The sequence below is a fragment of the Zhengella mangrovi genome (assembly GCF_002727065.1).
GTDB classification, from domain to species: domain Bacteria; phylum Pseudomonadota; class Alphaproteobacteria; order Rhizobiales; family Rhizobiaceae; genus Zhengella; species Zhengella mangrovi.
In genome coordinates this window covers 50,261-66,126 of the sequence record NZ_PDVP01000002.1, presented here as the reverse complement: position 1 = coordinate 66,126, position 15,866 = coordinate 50,261, and the positions used below count along the sequence as shown (strand labels likewise).

Sequence of the window (15,866 nt, the reverse complement as noted above, 5' to 3'; positions counted from 1 at the left end):
ACCGCAATGATCCCGCAGACAGAGCCCGAAAGAGGATGGACGTTGTGGCGGAGCAGGATGGCAAGGGACGGTACCGGCTGGATGCGCAGGTCGGCTTCCTGTTGCGCAAGGCGAACCAGCGTCATCTCGCCATCTTTTCTGCCGGCCTGTCGAGCCTGACGCCGACGCAGTTCGCGGCTCTGGCCAAGCTGCTCGAATGCGGACCCCTGTCACAGGCCGATCTCGGGCGGCAGACCGCCATGGATGCGGCGACGATCAAGGGCGTGATCGACCGGCTGCGCGAGAGGAACCTGCTGCAAAGCACGGCAGATCCCGATGACCGCCGGCGCCTGATTGTCGACCTGACCGGCGAGGGACGCGCCCTCGTCACCGAAAGCCTCGGTACCGCGACGGCCATCACCGAGGAGACCCTGGCCCCGCTGGAGGACCAGGAACGCCGCCAGTTGCTGGACCTGCTCGCCAGGATCACGTGAAAACAGGCTGCGGCCAGGAAAAACGGAGAAAAGCGAAATGGCATCGACGGGAAACGCAACCGCATTGCTGATGATCGACATCCAGAACGATTTCTGTCCGGGCGGCGCCCTCGCGGTGGCCGATGGCGACGCTGTCGTGCCGCTCGTCAACGCGCTGCAGGACCGCTTTTCCGTGCGGGTGCTGACCCAGGACTGGCATCCCGCCGACCACGCCTCCTTTGCCGCCAACCACGGCGGCGCCGAGCCGTTCTCGATGACCGGGATGCCCTACGGACCGCAGGTTCTCTGGCCGGTGCATTGCGTGCAGGGCTCCAGCGGCGCGGCCTTCCATCCCGGCCTGAAGACGGACCCCGCCGATCTCGTCATCCGCAAGGGCTTCCGTGCCGCCATCGACAGCTATTCCGCTTTCTACGAGAACGACAAGACGACGAGGACCGGCCTCGCCGGCTACCTGCGCGACCGTGGCGTGACGGATGTCGTGCTCACGGGGCTGGCGACGGATTTCTGCGTCTACTATTCCGCTATCGATGCCGTTCGAGACGGATTTTCCGCCACGCTTGTCACTGACGCCTGCCGCGCCATCGACATGGACGGATCGCTCGCCGCCGCCATGGACGACATGCGGGCAAAAGGCGTACGGCTGGTCGCAAGTTCGGACCTCTGACGGCCCCCTCAGACGCCGACGTACCGTTCGACGAGGCTGTGGTCGGCTCTCAGGACGTCGGCATCGAGCACGTCGCGGATGCGGCCGTTCTCGAGAAACGCCACCCGGTCCGCGATGGCCAGGACCGCATCGACACGCTGCTCGACGAGCGCAACGGCGACGTTCTCCGCCTTCATGCCCGTGATGACGTCGCGGATCAGGTCGATCATCGACGGTTGCAGACCCTCGGTGGGTTCGTCGAGCAGCAGCACCGAGGGTTCGATGCAAAGCGCACGCGCGGTGGCCAGCATCTGCTGTTCGCCGCCGGACAGCGTGCCGGCCCGCTGGCGGAAGCGCTCGCGCAATCGCGGGAACATGGTCAGCACGCGCGCGCGTGTCTCCGCGCCATGGCCGCGAACCATCAGGCCGACCTCGAGGTTTTCCGCGACCGTCAGTTCGGAAAACAGCCGCCGTCCCTGCGGAATGTAGCCGATGCCGCGCTTCGGCACCTCGTGCGCCGGCAGCCGGGAAATCTCCTCGCCGTCCAGCCGGATGGTGCCGGCGGTGAGCGGCAGCAACCCCATGATCGCCTTCATCGTCGAGGTCTTTCCGGCCCCGTTGCGGCCCAGCAAGCAGAGGATCTCGCCACGGGCGACGGAAAAGGAAACGCCGTGCAGGACCGGCGCCGCGCCATAGGCGGCCTGGATGCCGTCGAGTTCAAGCATGGGCCGTCCCCAGGTAGGCTTCCTGCACCGCCGGATTGCGCCGGATCGCCTCGGGCTCGCCCTCGGCAAGCACTTCGCCGAAATTCAGCACCGTAATGAATTCAGCCAGTTCCATCACGACCTGCATGTTGTGCTCGATGAGAAGCACCGTCGTCTCCGACGCGATCGACCGGATCAGCGCATTGAATTCCGAGATCTCGCTGTCGGAAAGGCCCTGGGTCGGTTCGTCGAGAATCAGCAGGCGCGGTGCCTGGGCAAGCCCCATGGCGATCTCGACCAGCCGCTGGTGGCCATAGGACAGGTCGCCGGCCAGCTGGTTGGCACGGCCTGCCAGGCCCACCATGTCCAGCGCATGGCCAACTGCCGCGCGGACGCCCTCGCGATCGTGGCCGAGCCGACGCCGCGCCGCCAGCGCGATGTTCTCGTGCAGGCTGAGCCGGGGAAAGACCGAGGTGATCTGGAACGTGTAGGCCATGCCCGCCTGGATGCGCCTGTGGGCGGGCAGGGCCGTTACGTCGCGCCCGGCAAAGTGCACGTTGCCCTCGTCTGCCGTGATCCTCCCGCAAAGAAGCGAGACGAAAGTGGTCTTGCCGGCGCCGTTCGGGCCGATCAGCGCCCGGATCTGGCCCTCCGGCAGGTCGAAGTCGACGGCGTGCACGGCGCGCAACCCGCCGAAGCTTTTCGACAGGCCGCGGGTCGACAGCAGCGGCGTCACGGCAGCCATGGCGCGAGCCTCCTGCGGAACGAGCCTGCAAGCCCCTCGGGCGCGAACAGGGTCAGCAGTACCAGCGCGGCACCGGCAAGCAGCATGTAGGCCGTGGTGATGCTGCTCGTCAGGTCGATGAGGTAGAACATGAACAGCGTGCCGAGGAAGGGGCCGACGATGGTGCCCGCGCCGCCCAGGAGCACCCACAGCAGCGGCAGGATGGAATATTGCACCGAGGCGAAGCTGGCGCCCACGTAACCGAACAGCAGCCCGTAGGCCGCTCCGGAGACGGCCGAGATCGTTCCCGACAGGATGACGGCACCGAGCTTGTGGCGGTACACGTCGTAGCCCAGCATGCGCGTGCGTTCCTCGTTCTCGCGAATGGCGATGAGCACGCGGCCGAACGGCGCCTGGATGAGCCGGGACGTTGCCAGCATCACGATTGCAAACAGCACCAGCGCGGCGAAATAGCGGTAGGTGGCGTCCGACAGGTCGATGCCGAACAGCATGCGGTCGACCGGCTGGATGACGAAGCCTTCATCGCCGCGCGTCCATGGCGTGAAATAGAGGATGGTCAGGAAGACCGCCTGGGAAAACATCAGCGTGACGATCATGAAGGCGACGCCGGTCGTCCTGAGCGCCAGCACTCCCACCGCCGTGGCCAGCACCACGCCTGCGAGTATGCCGCAGACGAAGGCCGGCCCGGCACCGAAGCCGAGGTGCTGGACGGACAGGCCCATGCCGTACATGCCGGCGGAAAAGAACATCGCGTGGCCGAGGCTGAGCAGGCCGGAATAGCCGAACAGCACGTTGTAGCCCATGGCATAGACGGCCAGGGCCATGATGCGTGCCAGGTTCCCCTGGTGGTATTCCGGCAGGATGAAATGCCCGGCGACCAGCGCCAGCACGAGGCCGCCATGCAGCAGGAAGGCCTTGGCCGTCGGGGTCATCGCGCCGCCTTCCCGAACAGGCCCTGCGGCCGGAATACCAGCACGAGTGCCACGGCCAGCGTCGCGATGATCTTGGCCAGCGTCGGTGAGAAGAACACCGAGATGATGCCGTCGCTCATGCCGATCAGCACGGCGGCGACAACGGTGCCGGCCAGGCTGCCGAGCCCGCCGATGATGACCACGATGAAGGAAAGGAGCAGCGGATCGCCGCCCATCAGGTAGTGCGCCTGCTGGATGGGCACGACGAGCACCGCGCCGAGCGCGGCCAGGCCGGCCCCCAGTCCGAAGGTCAGCGCGTACACCCGCTCGACGGGAATGGCGAAGGCGAGCGCCGTCTCCCGGTCGAGCTGCGTAGCGCGCAGCACGATGCCGAGCCGCGTGCGCGTCATCACCAGCCAGAGGCCCAGCAGCAGCGCGATGGCCGCGCCGATGACGAAGAACTTGTAGGTGGAATAGCCGAACCACGGGAAATAGATCCGGTGGTTGAACGGTGCCTCGACCGGCCGGGCTTCCGGTCCGTAGGTCATCAGCACGGTCTGCTGGATGATGTAGAGCAGGCCGATCGTCGCCACGATGGTGCGTTCCGGGTCGTATTGCACGCGCTTGAGCACCAGGAAGTCGGCCAGCGCGGCAATGGCGGCCACGATCAGCGGTGCGATGACGAGCGCCAGCACGAACCCGACTGCCGGGTGGCCCCCGGCCAGCGACGCCACCCACCAGGCGATCACCGCGCCCAGCATGAAGAATTCGCCGTGGGCGACATTGACCACGCGCATGATGCCGAAGACCAGCGACAGGCCGGCCGCCGTGAGGGCCAGGACCGCCGCGGTGACGGCGCCTTCAAGCGAGGCGAGAAAGAGGTAAGGCCCGAAATCCATGGTCAGGAAGGTGGACCGCGCCGGCTCCGCAAATCAAGCCGGCGCGGTGCTGATCCCCGTCGCTATCCCCCGTTTGTGCGCTCAGAGCGCCTGCGTGGTGTAGTCGACCTCGTCGTCGTACAGGCCGTCCTCGATGCTGGTCTGGTGCTGCACCACCAGCTTTCCGCCTTCCACCTTGGAGATGTACTGCGGTCCGAAGACCTGGTGCGTCTTGCCGTTGAACCGCTTGGCACCCTGCGGATGCTCGTTCGACTGCGCCATGTCGGTCATGGCTTCGACCGCCTCGATCAGCTTGGTCCGGTCGCCGGTCCCCTGGTAACCGGCGGCTTCCATGCCGGCCTTGATGACGAACAGCGTTTCCCAGCAGCCGAACATGTGGGCATAGGTCGACACGTCCTTCGCATCGGCCGTCGATGCCCCGTTGCCGTCCACGCCGACATGGTCGCGGTAGAACTTGTCGTAGGGCGTCTGGTCGGCCTGGGCGTAGCGCGGCATGCCTTCCCAGAAATAGGTGCCGTCGAGGAATTCCAGCCCGGGACTGTTCAGGTCGACCGCTTCCAGGCTGTCGATGAAGCCGAAGATCTGCGGCTTGTTCGGCCCGTAGAACTCGCCCATTTCCTTGACGAAGGTCAGCACCGCCGGTCCGACCATGACGTGGTAGATAACCTCGGTCTCGCGCGGGATCTTCGGGAAATAGCGGGTAAACGAGGTTTCCGTCGGCGGAATGGCGATCTTCTCGATGATCTGCCCGCCATTCGCCTCGACGGCGGCGGAGAAGAAGTCGCGGTGATCGTGACCGAAGGCATAGTCGGGGAAGATCATCGTGACCTTCTTGCCGAGGTTCTGCGTCACGAAGGGCGCCATCGACTTCACCTGGCTCTTCACGTCGCAGATGCCGGGCTGCAGCGTGTAGCGGTTGAGGGCGCCGGAGGCGACGTGATGGCCCTCGGAGACCACGAAATAGGGAATCTTGAGTTCGCCGGCGCGGGGCGCCGAGCCCATGACGACGTGGGAGAACAGCGTTCCGTAGGCGATGTCGCACTTGTGTTGGCTGGCGAATTTCTCCACCACTTCCGCGCCGCGCTTGGGATCGGTGCCATCGTCCTCGGCGATGATCTCGACCGGGCGGCCGTTGATGCCGCCGCCGTCGTTGATCAGCTTGGCGGCCGCCGTCGTCACGCGGTCGTACCAGCGTCCGTAGGCCGCGCCGATGCCGGTGCGATGAACCTGGAAACCGATCTTGATCGGCTCGGAGGACTGCGCCTGCGCGTAGCGGACGAAGCCGGGCAGGGCGCTCGTCGCGGCCAGCGCGCCAGCGCCGGCGGCTGCGCCTTTCAGGATGTCGCGGCGCGTGGCAAGCAGGTCTTTCTTGTCATTGGTCGTCATCACGTTCTCCTCTGGAAGGCGGGCGCCAAGTCCCGTCGGCGGTAACCTTGCGCAAGGTCAGGCACGGAGTCCAGCCTTTTCAAACGGTTCCGCTCAGGCCCCGCGCGGCGTCGCCAGCAGCCACAGCCCGAACAGGGTGAAGGCAATCATGACCGCGATAAGGGGAAGCTGCGATGCGAGCGCCTTGCGGTTGGAGGGAAACATGGAAAGCGCGATCGCGTGCGCGGCCATGATGGCGATGACGTGGCCGGCAACGACGGCGCCTGCCTGGGTCAGGAACAGCACACGCACCGTGTCGGTGGCATTGAGGAAGCCGGTGGTCACCTCGTCCTGCGCGCCGTGCTCGTGAAAGGCATGGGTCAGCATTTCCAGCACATACTGGCCGTTGACGAGCACCACCGAGAGGTAGTGGGCCAGGTGGTAGCCCGCCGCGATCGGCAGGATCGCCGGCGCCTGGCGCCGGAACGCCTCGCCGAAACGGTCGGTCTCTCCGGCCAGCCACACGCCGGACCGGATCGCGGCGGCAAACACCGCCACGAAGACCGCCATGGTGGCCAGGAGACCCAGCACGGTTGACAGCCAGACGGCCGAGCGGCCGGGAAATTCCAGCGGGTTGACACCGATGAAGCCGAGCCAGGCGAAGGTCTCGTTGATGCCGTCGAAGGACCCGGTCGCCATGATCATCAGGATCAGGAGGCACAACGTCGCCGGCAGCGCCCGCCCGTGCGCGATGGCATGGCCCCAGAGGCCGAGCCGCAACCCGTCCTCACGGCGGGCGAGTGGTGCCACCCGCGCAAGCAGGCCCATCAGAACGGAAACGAATTCGCCACGCTCCAGCCAGGTATCCGGGCCGAAAATGACCATCATGGCCGCCGTGAAGGCGAGATAGCCGCTCACCACCGCGGCCAGCCGGTCCGGGTCGTCCGGCGCGATATCGGCAAGGTAGAAGATCGCGAAGCAAAGGTAGAGACCGATGGCAGGCAGCATGCCGAAGTGTTCCGGCAGCCTCGCGATACCGTTGCGCCGCCCGGCGCGCCCGACGAGCCAGGCAACGCCCGCGAACGGATTGATCCAGCGCCAGAGATCACCCACGAGCGCCTGCAGGAAGGCGAGCATGATCCACCAAACCGTCCAGAGCATCAGCGGTAGCGGATTTTCCAGTGGATCGCGGGTGCCGAGAAAGCCGGCGGCAACCAGGGCAAGGAGCAGGGCAAGCGCCAGCAGCCGGGTCGCTGTCCGCAGCCCCTCGATGGCGGAAAGCGGCAGGCGCAGGCTGGCGAACAGCGCACCCGTCACGCCGCGCGGCAGGAGCAGCAGCGCAAGGATCGTCAGGACGACGGCCGCGACTCCCGACGTGATGTAGACGCCGGTCGGCAGCAGCAGGATCAGCCCGCCCTCCGACACATGTGCCCATGCCGGCGTCACGCCGGGGCCAAGCGCCGCCAAGGCCAGTCCCGCTGCTTGATATGCCCTGGCTCGCGTCATGGCAGCGCCCGCACCCCTCCTTATGACGCGGGTATTGCACCCTCTTCGCGTTGACAAGGCAAGGGGATTGCGCGTTCATTTGCATACGAACAATTTGCGGTGGCGTGCATGGATAGACCGGGTGTCCGGATTGCCGGGATCGATGTCGGCGGAACATTCACCGACCTGGTGCTTCTCGACCAGGACGACGGCTCGGTGCGTCTGGCAAAAGTTCCGAGCACGCTCGATAACCAGGCGTTCGGCGTACTGGCCGCGCTGGAGGAGGCCGGTGCCGTTCTCGAGTCGCTGGGCCTGATCGTTCACGGCACGACGACGACCACCAACGCGGTGCTGGAACGCAAGCTGGCGAAAACCGGCCTGATCACCACGCGCGGCTTCCGTGACGTCCTGGAACTCGGGCGCCGGACCCGGCCGCAGGCCTACGGCATGAAGGGCGAATTCCGGCCCATCATCCCGCGCGACCTGCGCGTGGAAGTGACCGAGCGCATGGATGCCGCGGGCGAGGTTGTCGTGAACCTCGACGAGGGCGAGGTGGAACAGGCCGCGCGGCGCCTCTTGGCGGCCGGGTGCGATTCCGTCGTCATCCATTTCCTCCATGCCTATGCCAATCCCGGGCATGAGCGGCGCGCGGGCGCCATCGTCCGCGCCATCTGGCCGAACGATCACGTCACGCTTGGCCACGAGATACTCTCGGAAGCGCGCGAGTTCGAACGTGGCGTGACCGCGGCTGTGAATGCGTCGGTCCAGCCGTTGCTGGAACGCTACGTGCGCCGCTTGCGCGACGAACTGGAGCGCCGGGGTTACGGCGGCGACGTCCTGGTCATGAATGGCAACGGCGGCATGGTATCGTCCCGCCTGGTCGCCCGCGAGGCGGCAAAGACGGTCATGTCCGGGCCTGCGTCCGGCGTGAAGGCTGCGGCCTACACCGGGCTCAGGGCAGGGATCGCCAACCTCGTCACCTATGACATGGGCGGGACATCCACCGACGTCGCGCTGATCCGGGGCGGCGAACCGCCGGTCTCCGCCGAGATCGAGATCGAATACGCCATGCCCATCCACGTGCCCATGGTGGACGTGCGCACCGTGGGCGCCGGTGGCGGCTCCATCGCCCGCGTCAACGCCGCAGGCCTGCTGGAAGTGGGACCGATGAGCGCCGGTGCCGTGCCGGGGCCGATCTGCTACGGGCGCGGCGGCACCGATCCCACGATCTCCGACGCCAACCTGCTTCTCGGCCGGCTCGACCCCTCGCGGCTGAAATCCGTGGAAGGCGGCGTTTCGATCGACCATGTCGCCGCCGTCTTCGAAGAACGGCTGGGGCGCCCGCTTGGCCTCGACGCGACCGGCGCGGCCGGCGCCGTCATCCGCATGGCCAACACCAGGATGGCGGGCGCCATTCGCATGGTCTCCGTGTCGCTGGGCGCCGACCCGCGCGATTTCGCGCTCTTTGCCTTCGGCGGCGCCGGGCCCCTTCACGCCTCGGCGCTGGCGCGCGAACTGTCCATCCCGCGTGTCCTCGTACCACCGCGTCCCGGCATCACCAATGCGCTTGGATGCGTGGTGGCCGACCTGCGTCACGACTTCGTCAACACCATCAACGGCCCCGTCGCCAGCCTCGACATGGCCGCGTTGCATCGCCTTGTCGCCGAACGCATGGCCGAGGGCGAGGCCCTGATCGCCAAGGAGCGGGTGGAGCTCAGCACCATCCGTCATCTCGTTTCCGCCGACATGCAGTTCGCCGGCCAGACGCACTTGCTGCGGGTCGCCTTGCCGGGCGCGGCGCCGGACCGCGACACGATCCAGCGCCTGTTCGAGGAAGCCTATTTCAAGCGGTTCAAGGTGCATCTGCCCGAGATCCGCGCGGTGCTCGTCAACATCAACGTCTCGGTCATCGGCGTTCGCCCGCCGCTTGACCTCTCCGCCCTGATCGATCCGGAAGGCCGCCGGCAGTCGGTCGCGGAGGCGTCGACCGGCTCCCGCCCCGTCTGGTTCGACGACGGCTGGCACGATACGCCGGTCTACTGGCGCGATCACCTGCCGCTGCTCTTCGACATGGACGGACCGGCCGTCATCCAGCAGATGGACACGACCATCCTGGTGGAGCCGGGAGACCGGGCCTCCGGCGATGAGCACGGCAACATCAACGTCACGGTGGGAGGACGCGATGCCGATTGATCCCGTCACGCTTTCGGTGATCCAGGCCGGCCTGCAGCAGGTCTGCGACGAGATGGACCTGGCCTTCTCCCGCGCCGCCTTTTCGCCGGTCATCGCCGAGGCCAACGACCGCTCCGACGGCATTTACGCGGCCAGTGACGGTTCGCTGATCGCGCAGGGGGCAGGCGGCCTTCCGGTCTTCGTCGGCACGATGCAGTATTCCACGCGCACGCTGGTCGAGATGATCGCGGACGGCCGCGCCGCCAGGCCATCGCCCGGCGATATCTACATCGTCAACGACCCCTACCTTGGCGGCACGCACCTGATGGACGTGCGCTTCGCCATGCCCTTCTACCGCGATGGCGCGATCTTCTGCTGGCTCTCAAACACCGGCCACTGGCCGGATACCGGCGGGGCCGTGCCGGGCGGCTTCTCCGCCTCGGCCACGGCGGTCGAACAGGAAGGCCTGCGCCTGCCGCCCGTCCGCCTGTTCAAGCAGGGCACGCTCGATCCGGAAATCTATGCCATCATCTGCTCCAACATCCGCGTCGCCGACCAGCGGATCGGCGACGTCAGGGCGCAGGCCGCCGCGCTCCAGGTCGGAGCCGACCGGTTGGGCGAACTGCTCGACCGATACGGCGACGACACGGTGCGCGAGGCAATCGACGAATTGCGCGCACGCGCCGCCGGGCAGATGCGAACCCTGATCCAGCGGATCCCGGACGGCGACTATGCCTCGGTGGCCTGGGTGGACAGTGACGGCGTCGTCAACGAACCGCTGGCCATCCGCCTGCGGATCACCAAGCGCGACAAGGCGCTGACCTTCGACTTTGCCGGCTCCTCGCCGCCCTGCGCCGGGCCGATGAATTCCGTGCTGGCGACCACGCTGTCCTCCGTCTATCTCGCCATGCGCCATATCTTCCCGGAAGTGCCGATCTCGGCCGGCGCCTTCGAGCCGCTTGCGGTGACCGGCTACGAGGGCACTTTCCTGGATGCGCATTATCCGCGCCCCGTCTCCGGCTGCGCTGCCGAGGTTTCGCAGCGGATCGCCGAGGCTGTCTTCGCAGCGCTCGTCGAGGCCTTGCCGGATCGCGTGACGGCTGCGCCGGCCGGAACATCGGGCAATTTCGCCCTCGGCGGACACGATCCGGCCAAGGGCCGCGACTTCGTCATGTACCAGCTTTCCGGCGGCGGCTATGGTGGCAATGGCGACCATGACGGCCTGACCAACGGCTGTTCCACCATCGGCATTTCCAAGGCCCCGCCGGTCGAGATCATGGAACAGGCGTTTCCTGTTCTCTACCGCCACTACGCCCTGCGCGAGGGATCGGGTGGGGCAGGGCGTCACCGCGGCGGTTTCGGGCTCGACTACGAACTGGAACTGAGGGCCGGCAGCGGCCGCGCCTCCTTCGTCATGGATCATGGCCGTTTCGGGCCGCAGGGTGCACTGGGCGGTGCGGACGGCGCGGTCAACGAGGTGACCGTCTGGCGGTCGGGTGTGCCCCACACGCCGGAGCACCGCTCCAAGGAACAGGATATCCCGCTGGCGCCGGGCGACCGGGTCCACGTCCGCACGCCGGGCGGCGGCGGTTATGGCGATCCTCTGACGCGCGACCCGCTGGCCGTGGCCGAGGATGTGCGCCTGGAGCGCTACACGGTGGACGAGGCGCACCGCCTGTTCGGGGTCGTGCTCACGCCCGGTGGAGTTACGGTCGATGTCGAGGCCACGGAACGGCTGCGCCGCTCGATGACCGGCCGGCAGGAGGCCTGAGCGTCGACATCGCGGCGCGCGCAAGGCGTTGCGCGACAACGCGGCCTTGCCTATACCCCGGGCAACAAGAGCTCGAAACGGGATCGACCCATGTCCAAACCCCATGTCCTGATCGCCGGTGGCGGCATTGGCGGCCTCGCCGTTGCCCTGACCCTCAACCAGATCGGCGTTGACTGCACCGTGTTCGAACAGGTGCTCGAGTTGAAGCCGCTCGGCGTCGGCATCAACATCCAGCCCAATGCCGTCCGCGAGCTCTACGATCTCGGCTTCACGGCGGACGACCTGGACAAGGTCGGTGTGCCGGCACGGGAATGGGCGCTCGTCGGGCTGAACGGCAACGACATCTATTCCGAGACGCGCGGCCTGCTGGCCGGCTACAACTGGCCGCAATACGCGGTTCATCGGGGCAAGTTCCACATGATGCTGGCCGACGCCTTCATGGCGCGCGCCGGCACCGATGCGCTGCGCCTTGGCGCCAGGATCACCGGCTACCAGAACAATCCCGGCGGGACGGTCACCGCCATCGTCGAGCACGCCGACGGCTCCGTCACGCGGGAGACCGGCACGTTGCTGATCGGCGCCGACGGCATCCATTCCGCCATCCGTGCCCAGATGCACCCCGATCAGCCCCCGATCCACTGGGGCGGGGCGATCATGTGGCGCGGCACGACGCAGGGAAAGCCCATCCGCACCGGATCTTCCTTCGTCGGCCTGGGAACGCATCGCCATCGCATGGTGATCTACCCGATTTCCCATCCCGACCCGGAGACCGGTCTCGCGACCATCAACTGGATCGCCGAGATGACGCTGGACAACTCGGAGGGCTGGCAGTCAAGCGGCTGGTTCAGGCCGGTCGCGGTGGACGAATTCGTGCAGAACTTCGAAGGCTTCCGCTACGACTGGCTCGACGTGCCGGACATGCTGCGCAACGCCGACGTCGCCTACGAGAACCCGATGATCGACCGGGATCCTGTTTCCACCTGGGTGGACGGACGCGTGGCACTGATCGGCGATGCCGCCCATGCCATGTATCCGACGGGCTCCAACGGCGCCAGCCAGGCCGTGATCGATGCCCGCGTCCTGGGCGCCGCCATGATCGATCATGGGGTGACGCCCGAAGCGCTGAATGCCTATGACGGGCGGCTTTGCGGCCCGGTCTCCGACCTGATCCTGCGCAACCGTGGCGCCGGCCCCTTCGGCCTTCTCAACATGGTGGACGAACGTTGCGGCGGCGAGTTCGCCAACATCGACGACGTGATTCCCGCCGCCGAGCGCACCGAATTCATGGCGAAGTACAAGGCGGCGGCCGGCTTTGCCATCGAGAAGCTCAATTCCTCCGGACCCACCATCGCGCCCGGCGCCATGGTTGCCGGCACCGCCGCTGCCTGACAGGATCATCGGGCGGGCCGGTTCCAATCCGGCTGCCGCGGCCTATTTGATCGCCGGTGAAGGCGATTCCGGTTGAAATCGCGGCGCCGAAGCGCCAAAACGCCTGCCACTGAACACAAAAGGGTTTTGCCATGCCTGCCTATCGTTCCCGCACGACCACCCACGGCCGCAACATGGCCGGTGCCCGCGGACTCTGGCGCGCCACCGGCGTGAAGGATTCCGATTTCGGCAAGCCGATCATTGCCGTGGTCAACTCCTTCACCCAGTTCGTCCCGGGTCACGTGCACCTGAAGGACCTGGGCCAGCTCGTCGCGCGGGAGATCGAGGCTGCCGGCGGCATTGCCAAGGAATTCAACACCATCGCCGTGGACGATGGCATCGCCATGGGCCACGACGGCATGCTCTACTCGCTGCCGAGCCGCGAGGTCATCGCCGACAGCGTGGAATACATGGTCAACGCCCATTGCGCCGACGCCATGGTCTGCATTTCCAACTGCGACAAGATCACGCCCGGCATGCTGATGGCGGCCCTGCGCCTGAACATCCCGGTGGTCTTCGTCTCCGGCGGTCCGATGGAAGCGGGCAAGGTGGTCTGGGAAGACGGCAAGGAACAGGCGCTCGACCTGATCGATGCCATGGTCGCCGCCGCCGACGAAAAGGTCACCGATGCGCAGGTCGAACTCATCGAGCGCTCGGCCTGCCCGACCTGCGGCTCCTGCTCCGGCATGTTCACGGCCAATTCCATGAACTGCCTGACCGAGGCGCTGGGTCTCGCGTTGCCGGGCAACGGCTCGACGCTCGCCACCCATGGCGACCGCAAGCGCCTGTTCATCGAGGCCGGTCACCTGATCGTCGACCTGGCGCGCCGCTACTACGAGCAGGACGACGATAGCGTCCTGCCGCGCAACATCGCCAATTACGACGCGTTCGCCAACGCCATGTCGCTGGACATCGCCATGGGCGGGTCCACCAATACGGTTCTGCACTTGCTGGCAGCGGCCTATGAAGGCGAAGTCGACTTCACCATGTCCGACATCGACCGGCTGTCACGCCAGGTGCCGGTGCTCTGCAAGGTCGCGCCTGCGGTCAGCCATGTGCACATGGAGGACGTGCACCGCGCCGGCGGCATCATGGCCATCCTGGGCGAACTGGATCGCGCGGGCCTGATCAACACCAGCCTGCCGACGGTCCATTCGGCCTCCATGGGCGAGGCGCTGGAGCGCTGGGACGTCATGCGCACGCAGGCCAACAACGTGCGCGAATTCTTCTGTGCCGCGCCCGGTGGCGTGCGTACCGAGGTCGCCTTCTCCCAGTCGCGCCGTTACCCCGATCTCGACACCGACCGCGAGAAGGGCGTCATCCGCTCCAGGGAGAATGCCTACAGCCAGGATGGCGGGCTTGCCGTGCTGTTCGGCAACCTCGCCGAGGACGGCTGCATCGTGAAGACAGCCGGCGTGGACGAGTCGATCCTGAAATTCTCCGGTCCGGCGCGCATCTTCGAGAGCCAGGACGCCTCCGTGAAGGCCATCCTCTCAAACGAGATCAAGGCCGGCGACGTGGTGGTGATCCGCTACGAAGGGCCGCGCGGCGGCCCCGGCATGCAGGAAATGCTCTATCCGACGAGCTACCTGAAGTCGAAGGGCCTCGGCAAGGCCTGCGCGCTGATCACCGATGGCCGCTTCTCCGGTGGCACCTCGGGCCTGTCCATCGGCCACGTTTCACCGGAAGCCGCCGAGGGTGGCACCATCGGTCTGGTCCGCGAAGGCGACATGATCGAGATCGACATCCCCAACCGGACCATTCACCTGGCTGTCGACGATGCCGAACTGGCACATCGCCGCGAGATGCAGGCCGAGGCCGGCTGGCACCCGGTGGAAAAGCGCAAGCGCAAGATCTCGACCGCGCTGAAGGCCTATGCCGCGCTGACGACCTCTGCCGCGAAGGGCGCGGTACGCGTCGTCGACTGAGACGCCGGCGAAAAATCCTGAACGGGCGGGGCGGGAAGCGATTGCTTCCCGCCCCGTTTGATTCTAGAGGTCGAAATCGAATACACGTATAAGTCGAAGCGATGTCTAAATGAGTAAAATGCGAGTACTGGCCGTGCTTGCCGGACTGGCGCTGCTGAGCCTCATCCTGTTCTACCCGATCATTGATGATTGTGGTCCGACGGTTGGCGGATGGGCCATACCCTGCAACCTGTTCGAGATTTTGCTCGTCCTGATTTTCTGACGGACCGCTCACCATGGAAGGAATGCACGCCGAATGAAAAAACTGCTCGTCGGCCTGGCTGTCGTGATCGTCCTCGGCGTCATTCTTTTCTTTCCCGGATCCGGTTGCCAGCAGCCCGTCGGCGGGTTCCCGGTCCCCTGCAACCTGTTCGAAGCGCTGGTCATGGGATTGCTCTGATACGACCGGTAGCGCGGGCAGCTTGAACGGCCTCGCTTTTTGAGGCAAACCCGCTGCATGAAACAGCCATCCCGCCCGCTCGATCACCTCGTCCTGCCTGTGCCTTCGCTCGCGGTGGCCCGGGACCGGCTTGCCCTGCTGGGTTTCACCTGCGCGCCGGACGGCATTCATCCCTTCGGCACCGTCAACACCTGCGTCTATTTCGCCGACGGCACCTTCCTGGAGCCGCTGGCGGTTGGCTATCCGCAACGCGCGGCGGAAACCGCACGCGAGGGCAATGCCTTCACCGCCGGAGATGCCCATTTTCGAGCCATCCGCGGCGACAACGGTTTCGCCGCACTCGTGCTCGGCAGCCAGGACGCCGATGCCGATGACGCGGCATTTCGTGCCGAAGGCTTCCCCGGCGGCACGCGGCTGGATTTCTCGCGCGGCTTCCGCACGCCGGACGGCGCGGAGGGGGAAGCCTCCTTCCGGCTCGCCTTTGCTGCCCCGCAAGCCGGCAATGCCGCCTTCTTCTTCGCCTGCCAGCGCGTCAACGTTCCCGTCGTCGACCGGACGGCCCTGGAAACCCATGAAAATGGCGTCACGGGGATCCGTGGCATCACGCTCGCTGCCGCCAACCCCCACACCCACCGGGCATTCCTGGAAGCATTCACCGGTGCCGAGGTCGATGCCTTTGAAGACCATGTCGAGGTGGTGCTCCCGAATGCGGCCATCGCCATCGTCCGTGATCCCGGCGTCACGGATCTGGCCTGCCTGGCCATCCGTTTCGCCTGTGCCGATCCGGACGCGCTGCGCAGGCGATTGACCGCCTCCTGCATCGATTTCAACGACGTTGACGGCACGCTCGCCGTTCCTCCGGCGCCCGGACAGGGCGCCCTGTTCCAGTTCGAGGCCTGATCC

The 15,866-nt window shown here is 66.5% G+C and carries 15 protein-coding genes; 9 read left to right on the top strand and 6 right to left on the bottom strand.

The window, feature by feature from the left end; translation table 11 throughout:
- Positions 1–35 precede the first annotated feature (35 nt).
- Entirely contained in the window at positions 36–473 is a 438-nt protein-coding gene (locus tag CSC94_RS04205; protein WP_099304143.1) for a MarR family winged helix-turn-helix transcriptional regulator, read from the top strand.
- A 37-nt stretch (positions 474–510) separates the two neighbouring features.
- A complete protein-coding gene (pncA, locus tag CSC94_RS04200; protein ID WP_165784314.1) occupies positions 511–1,137 on the top strand; it encodes a bifunctional nicotinamidase/pyrazinamidase in 627 nt (208 codons plus the stop codon).
- 8 nt (positions 1,138–1,145) lie between these two features.
- On the opposite strand, the gene CSC94_RS04195 is transcribed toward pncA, so the two are convergent.
- The 6 genes from CSC94_RS04195 to CSC94_RS04170 all read right to left on the bottom strand — a co-directional run bounded on the left by CSC94_RS04195 (position 1,146) and on the right by CSC94_RS04170 (position 7,207).
- Complete coding sequence (locus CSC94_RS04195; RefSeq protein WP_099304141.1) at positions 1,146–1,841, bottom strand: ABC transporter ATP-binding protein; 696 nt, start codon at positions 1,839–1,841, stop codon at positions 1,146–1,148.
- Complete coding sequence (locus tag CSC94_RS04190; protein WP_099304139.1) at positions 1,834–2,565, bottom strand: ABC transporter ATP-binding protein; 732 nt, start codon at positions 2,563–2,565, stop codon at positions 1,834–1,836. Before CSC94_RS04190 ends, CSC94_RS04195 begins: the two co-directional genes overlap by 8 nt.
- Positions 2,553–3,497 carry a branched-chain amino acid ABC transporter permease gene (locus CSC94_RS04185; protein ID WP_099304137.1) on the bottom strand — a complete coding sequence of 315 codons (945 nt, stop codon included), beginning with the start codon at positions 3,495–3,497 and terminating at the stop codon, positions 2,553–2,555. Before CSC94_RS04185 ends, CSC94_RS04190 begins: the two co-directional genes overlap by 13 nt.
- The gene (locus tag CSC94_RS04180) at positions 3,494–4,375 is read right to left on the bottom strand and encodes a branched-chain amino acid ABC transporter permease (RefSeq protein ID WP_099304135.1); all 882 of its coding nucleotides are present in this window, start codon (positions 4,373–4,375) and stop codon (positions 3,494–3,496) included. The genes CSC94_RS04185 and CSC94_RS04180 overlap by 4 nt, the downstream gene beginning before the upstream one ends.
- 81 nt (positions 4,376–4,456) lie before the next feature.
- Positions 4,457–5,761: an ABC transporter substrate-binding protein gene (locus CSC94_RS04175; RefSeq protein ID WP_099304133.1), complete on the bottom strand. Its 1,305-nt coding sequence runs from the start codon at positions 5,759–5,761 to the stop codon at positions 4,457–4,459.
- A gap of 93 nt (positions 5,762–5,854) precedes the next feature.
- Positions 5,855–7,207: a hypothetical protein gene (locus CSC94_RS04170; protein ID WP_099304131.1), complete on the bottom strand. Its 1,353-nt coding sequence runs from the start codon at positions 7,205–7,207 to the stop codon at positions 5,855–5,857.
- Positions 7,208–7,354: 147 nt separating this feature from the next.
- On the opposite strand from CSC94_RS04170, the gene CSC94_RS04165 reads away from it, so the two are divergent.
- The 7 genes from CSC94_RS04165 (at position 7,355) to CSC94_RS04145 (ending at position 15,863) form a co-directional block, all read left to right on the top strand.
- Positions 7,355–9,418 carry a hydantoinase/oxoprolinase family protein gene (locus tag CSC94_RS04165; RefSeq protein ID WP_099304129.1) on the top strand — a complete coding sequence of 688 codons (2,064 nt, stop codon included), beginning with the start codon at positions 7,355–7,357 and terminating at the stop codon, positions 9,416–9,418.
- Complete coding sequence (locus CSC94_RS04160) at positions 9,408–11,168, top strand: hydantoinase B/oxoprolinase family protein (protein WP_099304127.1); 1,761 nt, start codon at positions 9,408–9,410, stop codon at positions 11,166–11,168. Before CSC94_RS04165 ends, CSC94_RS04160 begins: the two co-directional genes overlap by 11 nt.
- Positions 11,169–11,258: 90 nt before the next feature.
- Positions 11,259–12,557: a flavin-dependent oxidoreductase gene (locus tag CSC94_RS04155; RefSeq protein WP_099304125.1), complete on the top strand. Its 1,299-nt coding sequence runs from the start codon at positions 11,259–11,261 to the stop codon at positions 12,555–12,557.
- A gap of 131 nt (positions 12,558–12,688) precedes the next feature.
- Positions 12,689–14,524, top strand: a complete 1,836-nt coding sequence (ilvD, locus tag CSC94_RS04150; RefSeq protein WP_099304123.1) for a dihydroxy-acid dehydratase — start codon at positions 12,689–12,691, stop codon at positions 14,522–14,524.
- Between the two features lie 109 nt (positions 14,525–14,633).
- A complete protein-coding gene (locus CSC94_RS24495) occupies positions 14,634–14,786 on the top strand; it encodes a hypothetical protein (protein WP_165784313.1) in 153 nt (50 codons plus the stop codon).
- Positions 14,787–14,819: 33 nt separating this feature from the next.
- The gene (locus tag CSC94_RS24490; protein ID WP_165784312.1) at positions 14,820–14,963 is read left to right on the top strand and encodes a YdgA family protein; all 144 of its coding nucleotides are present in this window, start codon (positions 14,820–14,822) and stop codon (positions 14,961–14,963) included.
- 57 nt (positions 14,964–15,020) lie between these two features.
- Positions 15,021–15,863, top strand: a complete 843-nt coding sequence (locus tag CSC94_RS04145) for a VOC family protein (protein ID WP_099304121.1) — start codon at positions 15,021–15,023, stop codon at positions 15,861–15,863.
- Positions 15,864–15,866 lie beyond the last annotated feature (3 nt).

Bases quoted from the DNA above. Each gene is read 5' to 3' on its own strand.
- CSC94_RS04205 (WP_099304143.1), top strand. From the start codon at position 36: ATGGACGTTGTGGCGGAGCAGGATGGCAAGGGACGGTACCGGCTGGAT.
- pncA (WP_165784314.1), top strand. From the start codon at position 511: ATGGCATCGACGGGAAACGCAACCGCATTGCTGATGATCGACATCCAG.
- CSC94_RS04195 (WP_099304141.1), bottom strand. From the start codon at position 1,841: ATGCTTGAACTCGACGGCATCCAGGCCGCCTATGGCGCGGCGCCGGTC.
- CSC94_RS04190 (WP_099304139.1), bottom strand. From the start codon at position 2,565: ATGGCTGCCGTGACGCCGCTGCTGTCGACCCGCGGCCTGTCGAAAAGC.
- CSC94_RS04185 (WP_099304137.1), bottom strand. From the start codon at position 3,497: ATGACCCCGACGGCCAAGGCCTTCCTGCTGCATGGCGGCCTCGTGCTG.
- CSC94_RS04180 (WP_099304135.1), bottom strand. From the start codon at position 4,375: ATGGATTTCGGGCCTTACCTCTTTCTCGCCTCGCTTGAAGGCGCCGTC.
- CSC94_RS04175 (WP_099304133.1), bottom strand. From the start codon at position 5,761: ATGACGACCAATGACAAGAAAGACCTGCTTGCCACGCGCCGCGACATC.
- CSC94_RS04165 (WP_099304129.1), top strand. From the start codon at position 7,355: ATGGATAGACCGGGTGTCCGGATTGCCGGGATCGATGTCGGCGGAACA.
- CSC94_RS04160 (WP_099304127.1), top strand. From the start codon at position 9,408: ATGCCGATTGATCCCGTCACGCTTTCGGTGATCCAGGCCGGCCTGCAG.
- CSC94_RS04155 (WP_099304125.1), top strand. From the start codon at position 11,259: ATGTCCAAACCCCATGTCCTGATCGCCGGTGGCGGCATTGGCGGCCTC.
- ilvD (WP_099304123.1), top strand. From the start codon at position 12,689: ATGCCTGCCTATCGTTCCCGCACGACCACCCACGGCCGCAACATGGCC.
- CSC94_RS24495 (WP_165784313.1), top strand. From the start codon at position 14,634: ATGAGTAAAATGCGAGTACTGGCCGTGCTTGCCGGACTGGCGCTGCTG.
- CSC94_RS24490 (WP_165784312.1), top strand. From the start codon at position 14,820: ATGAAAAAACTGCTCGTCGGCCTGGCTGTCGTGATCGTCCTCGGCGTC.
- CSC94_RS04145 (WP_099304121.1), top strand. From the start codon at position 15,021: ATGAAACAGCCATCCCGCCCGCTCGATCACCTCGTCCTGCCTGTGCCT.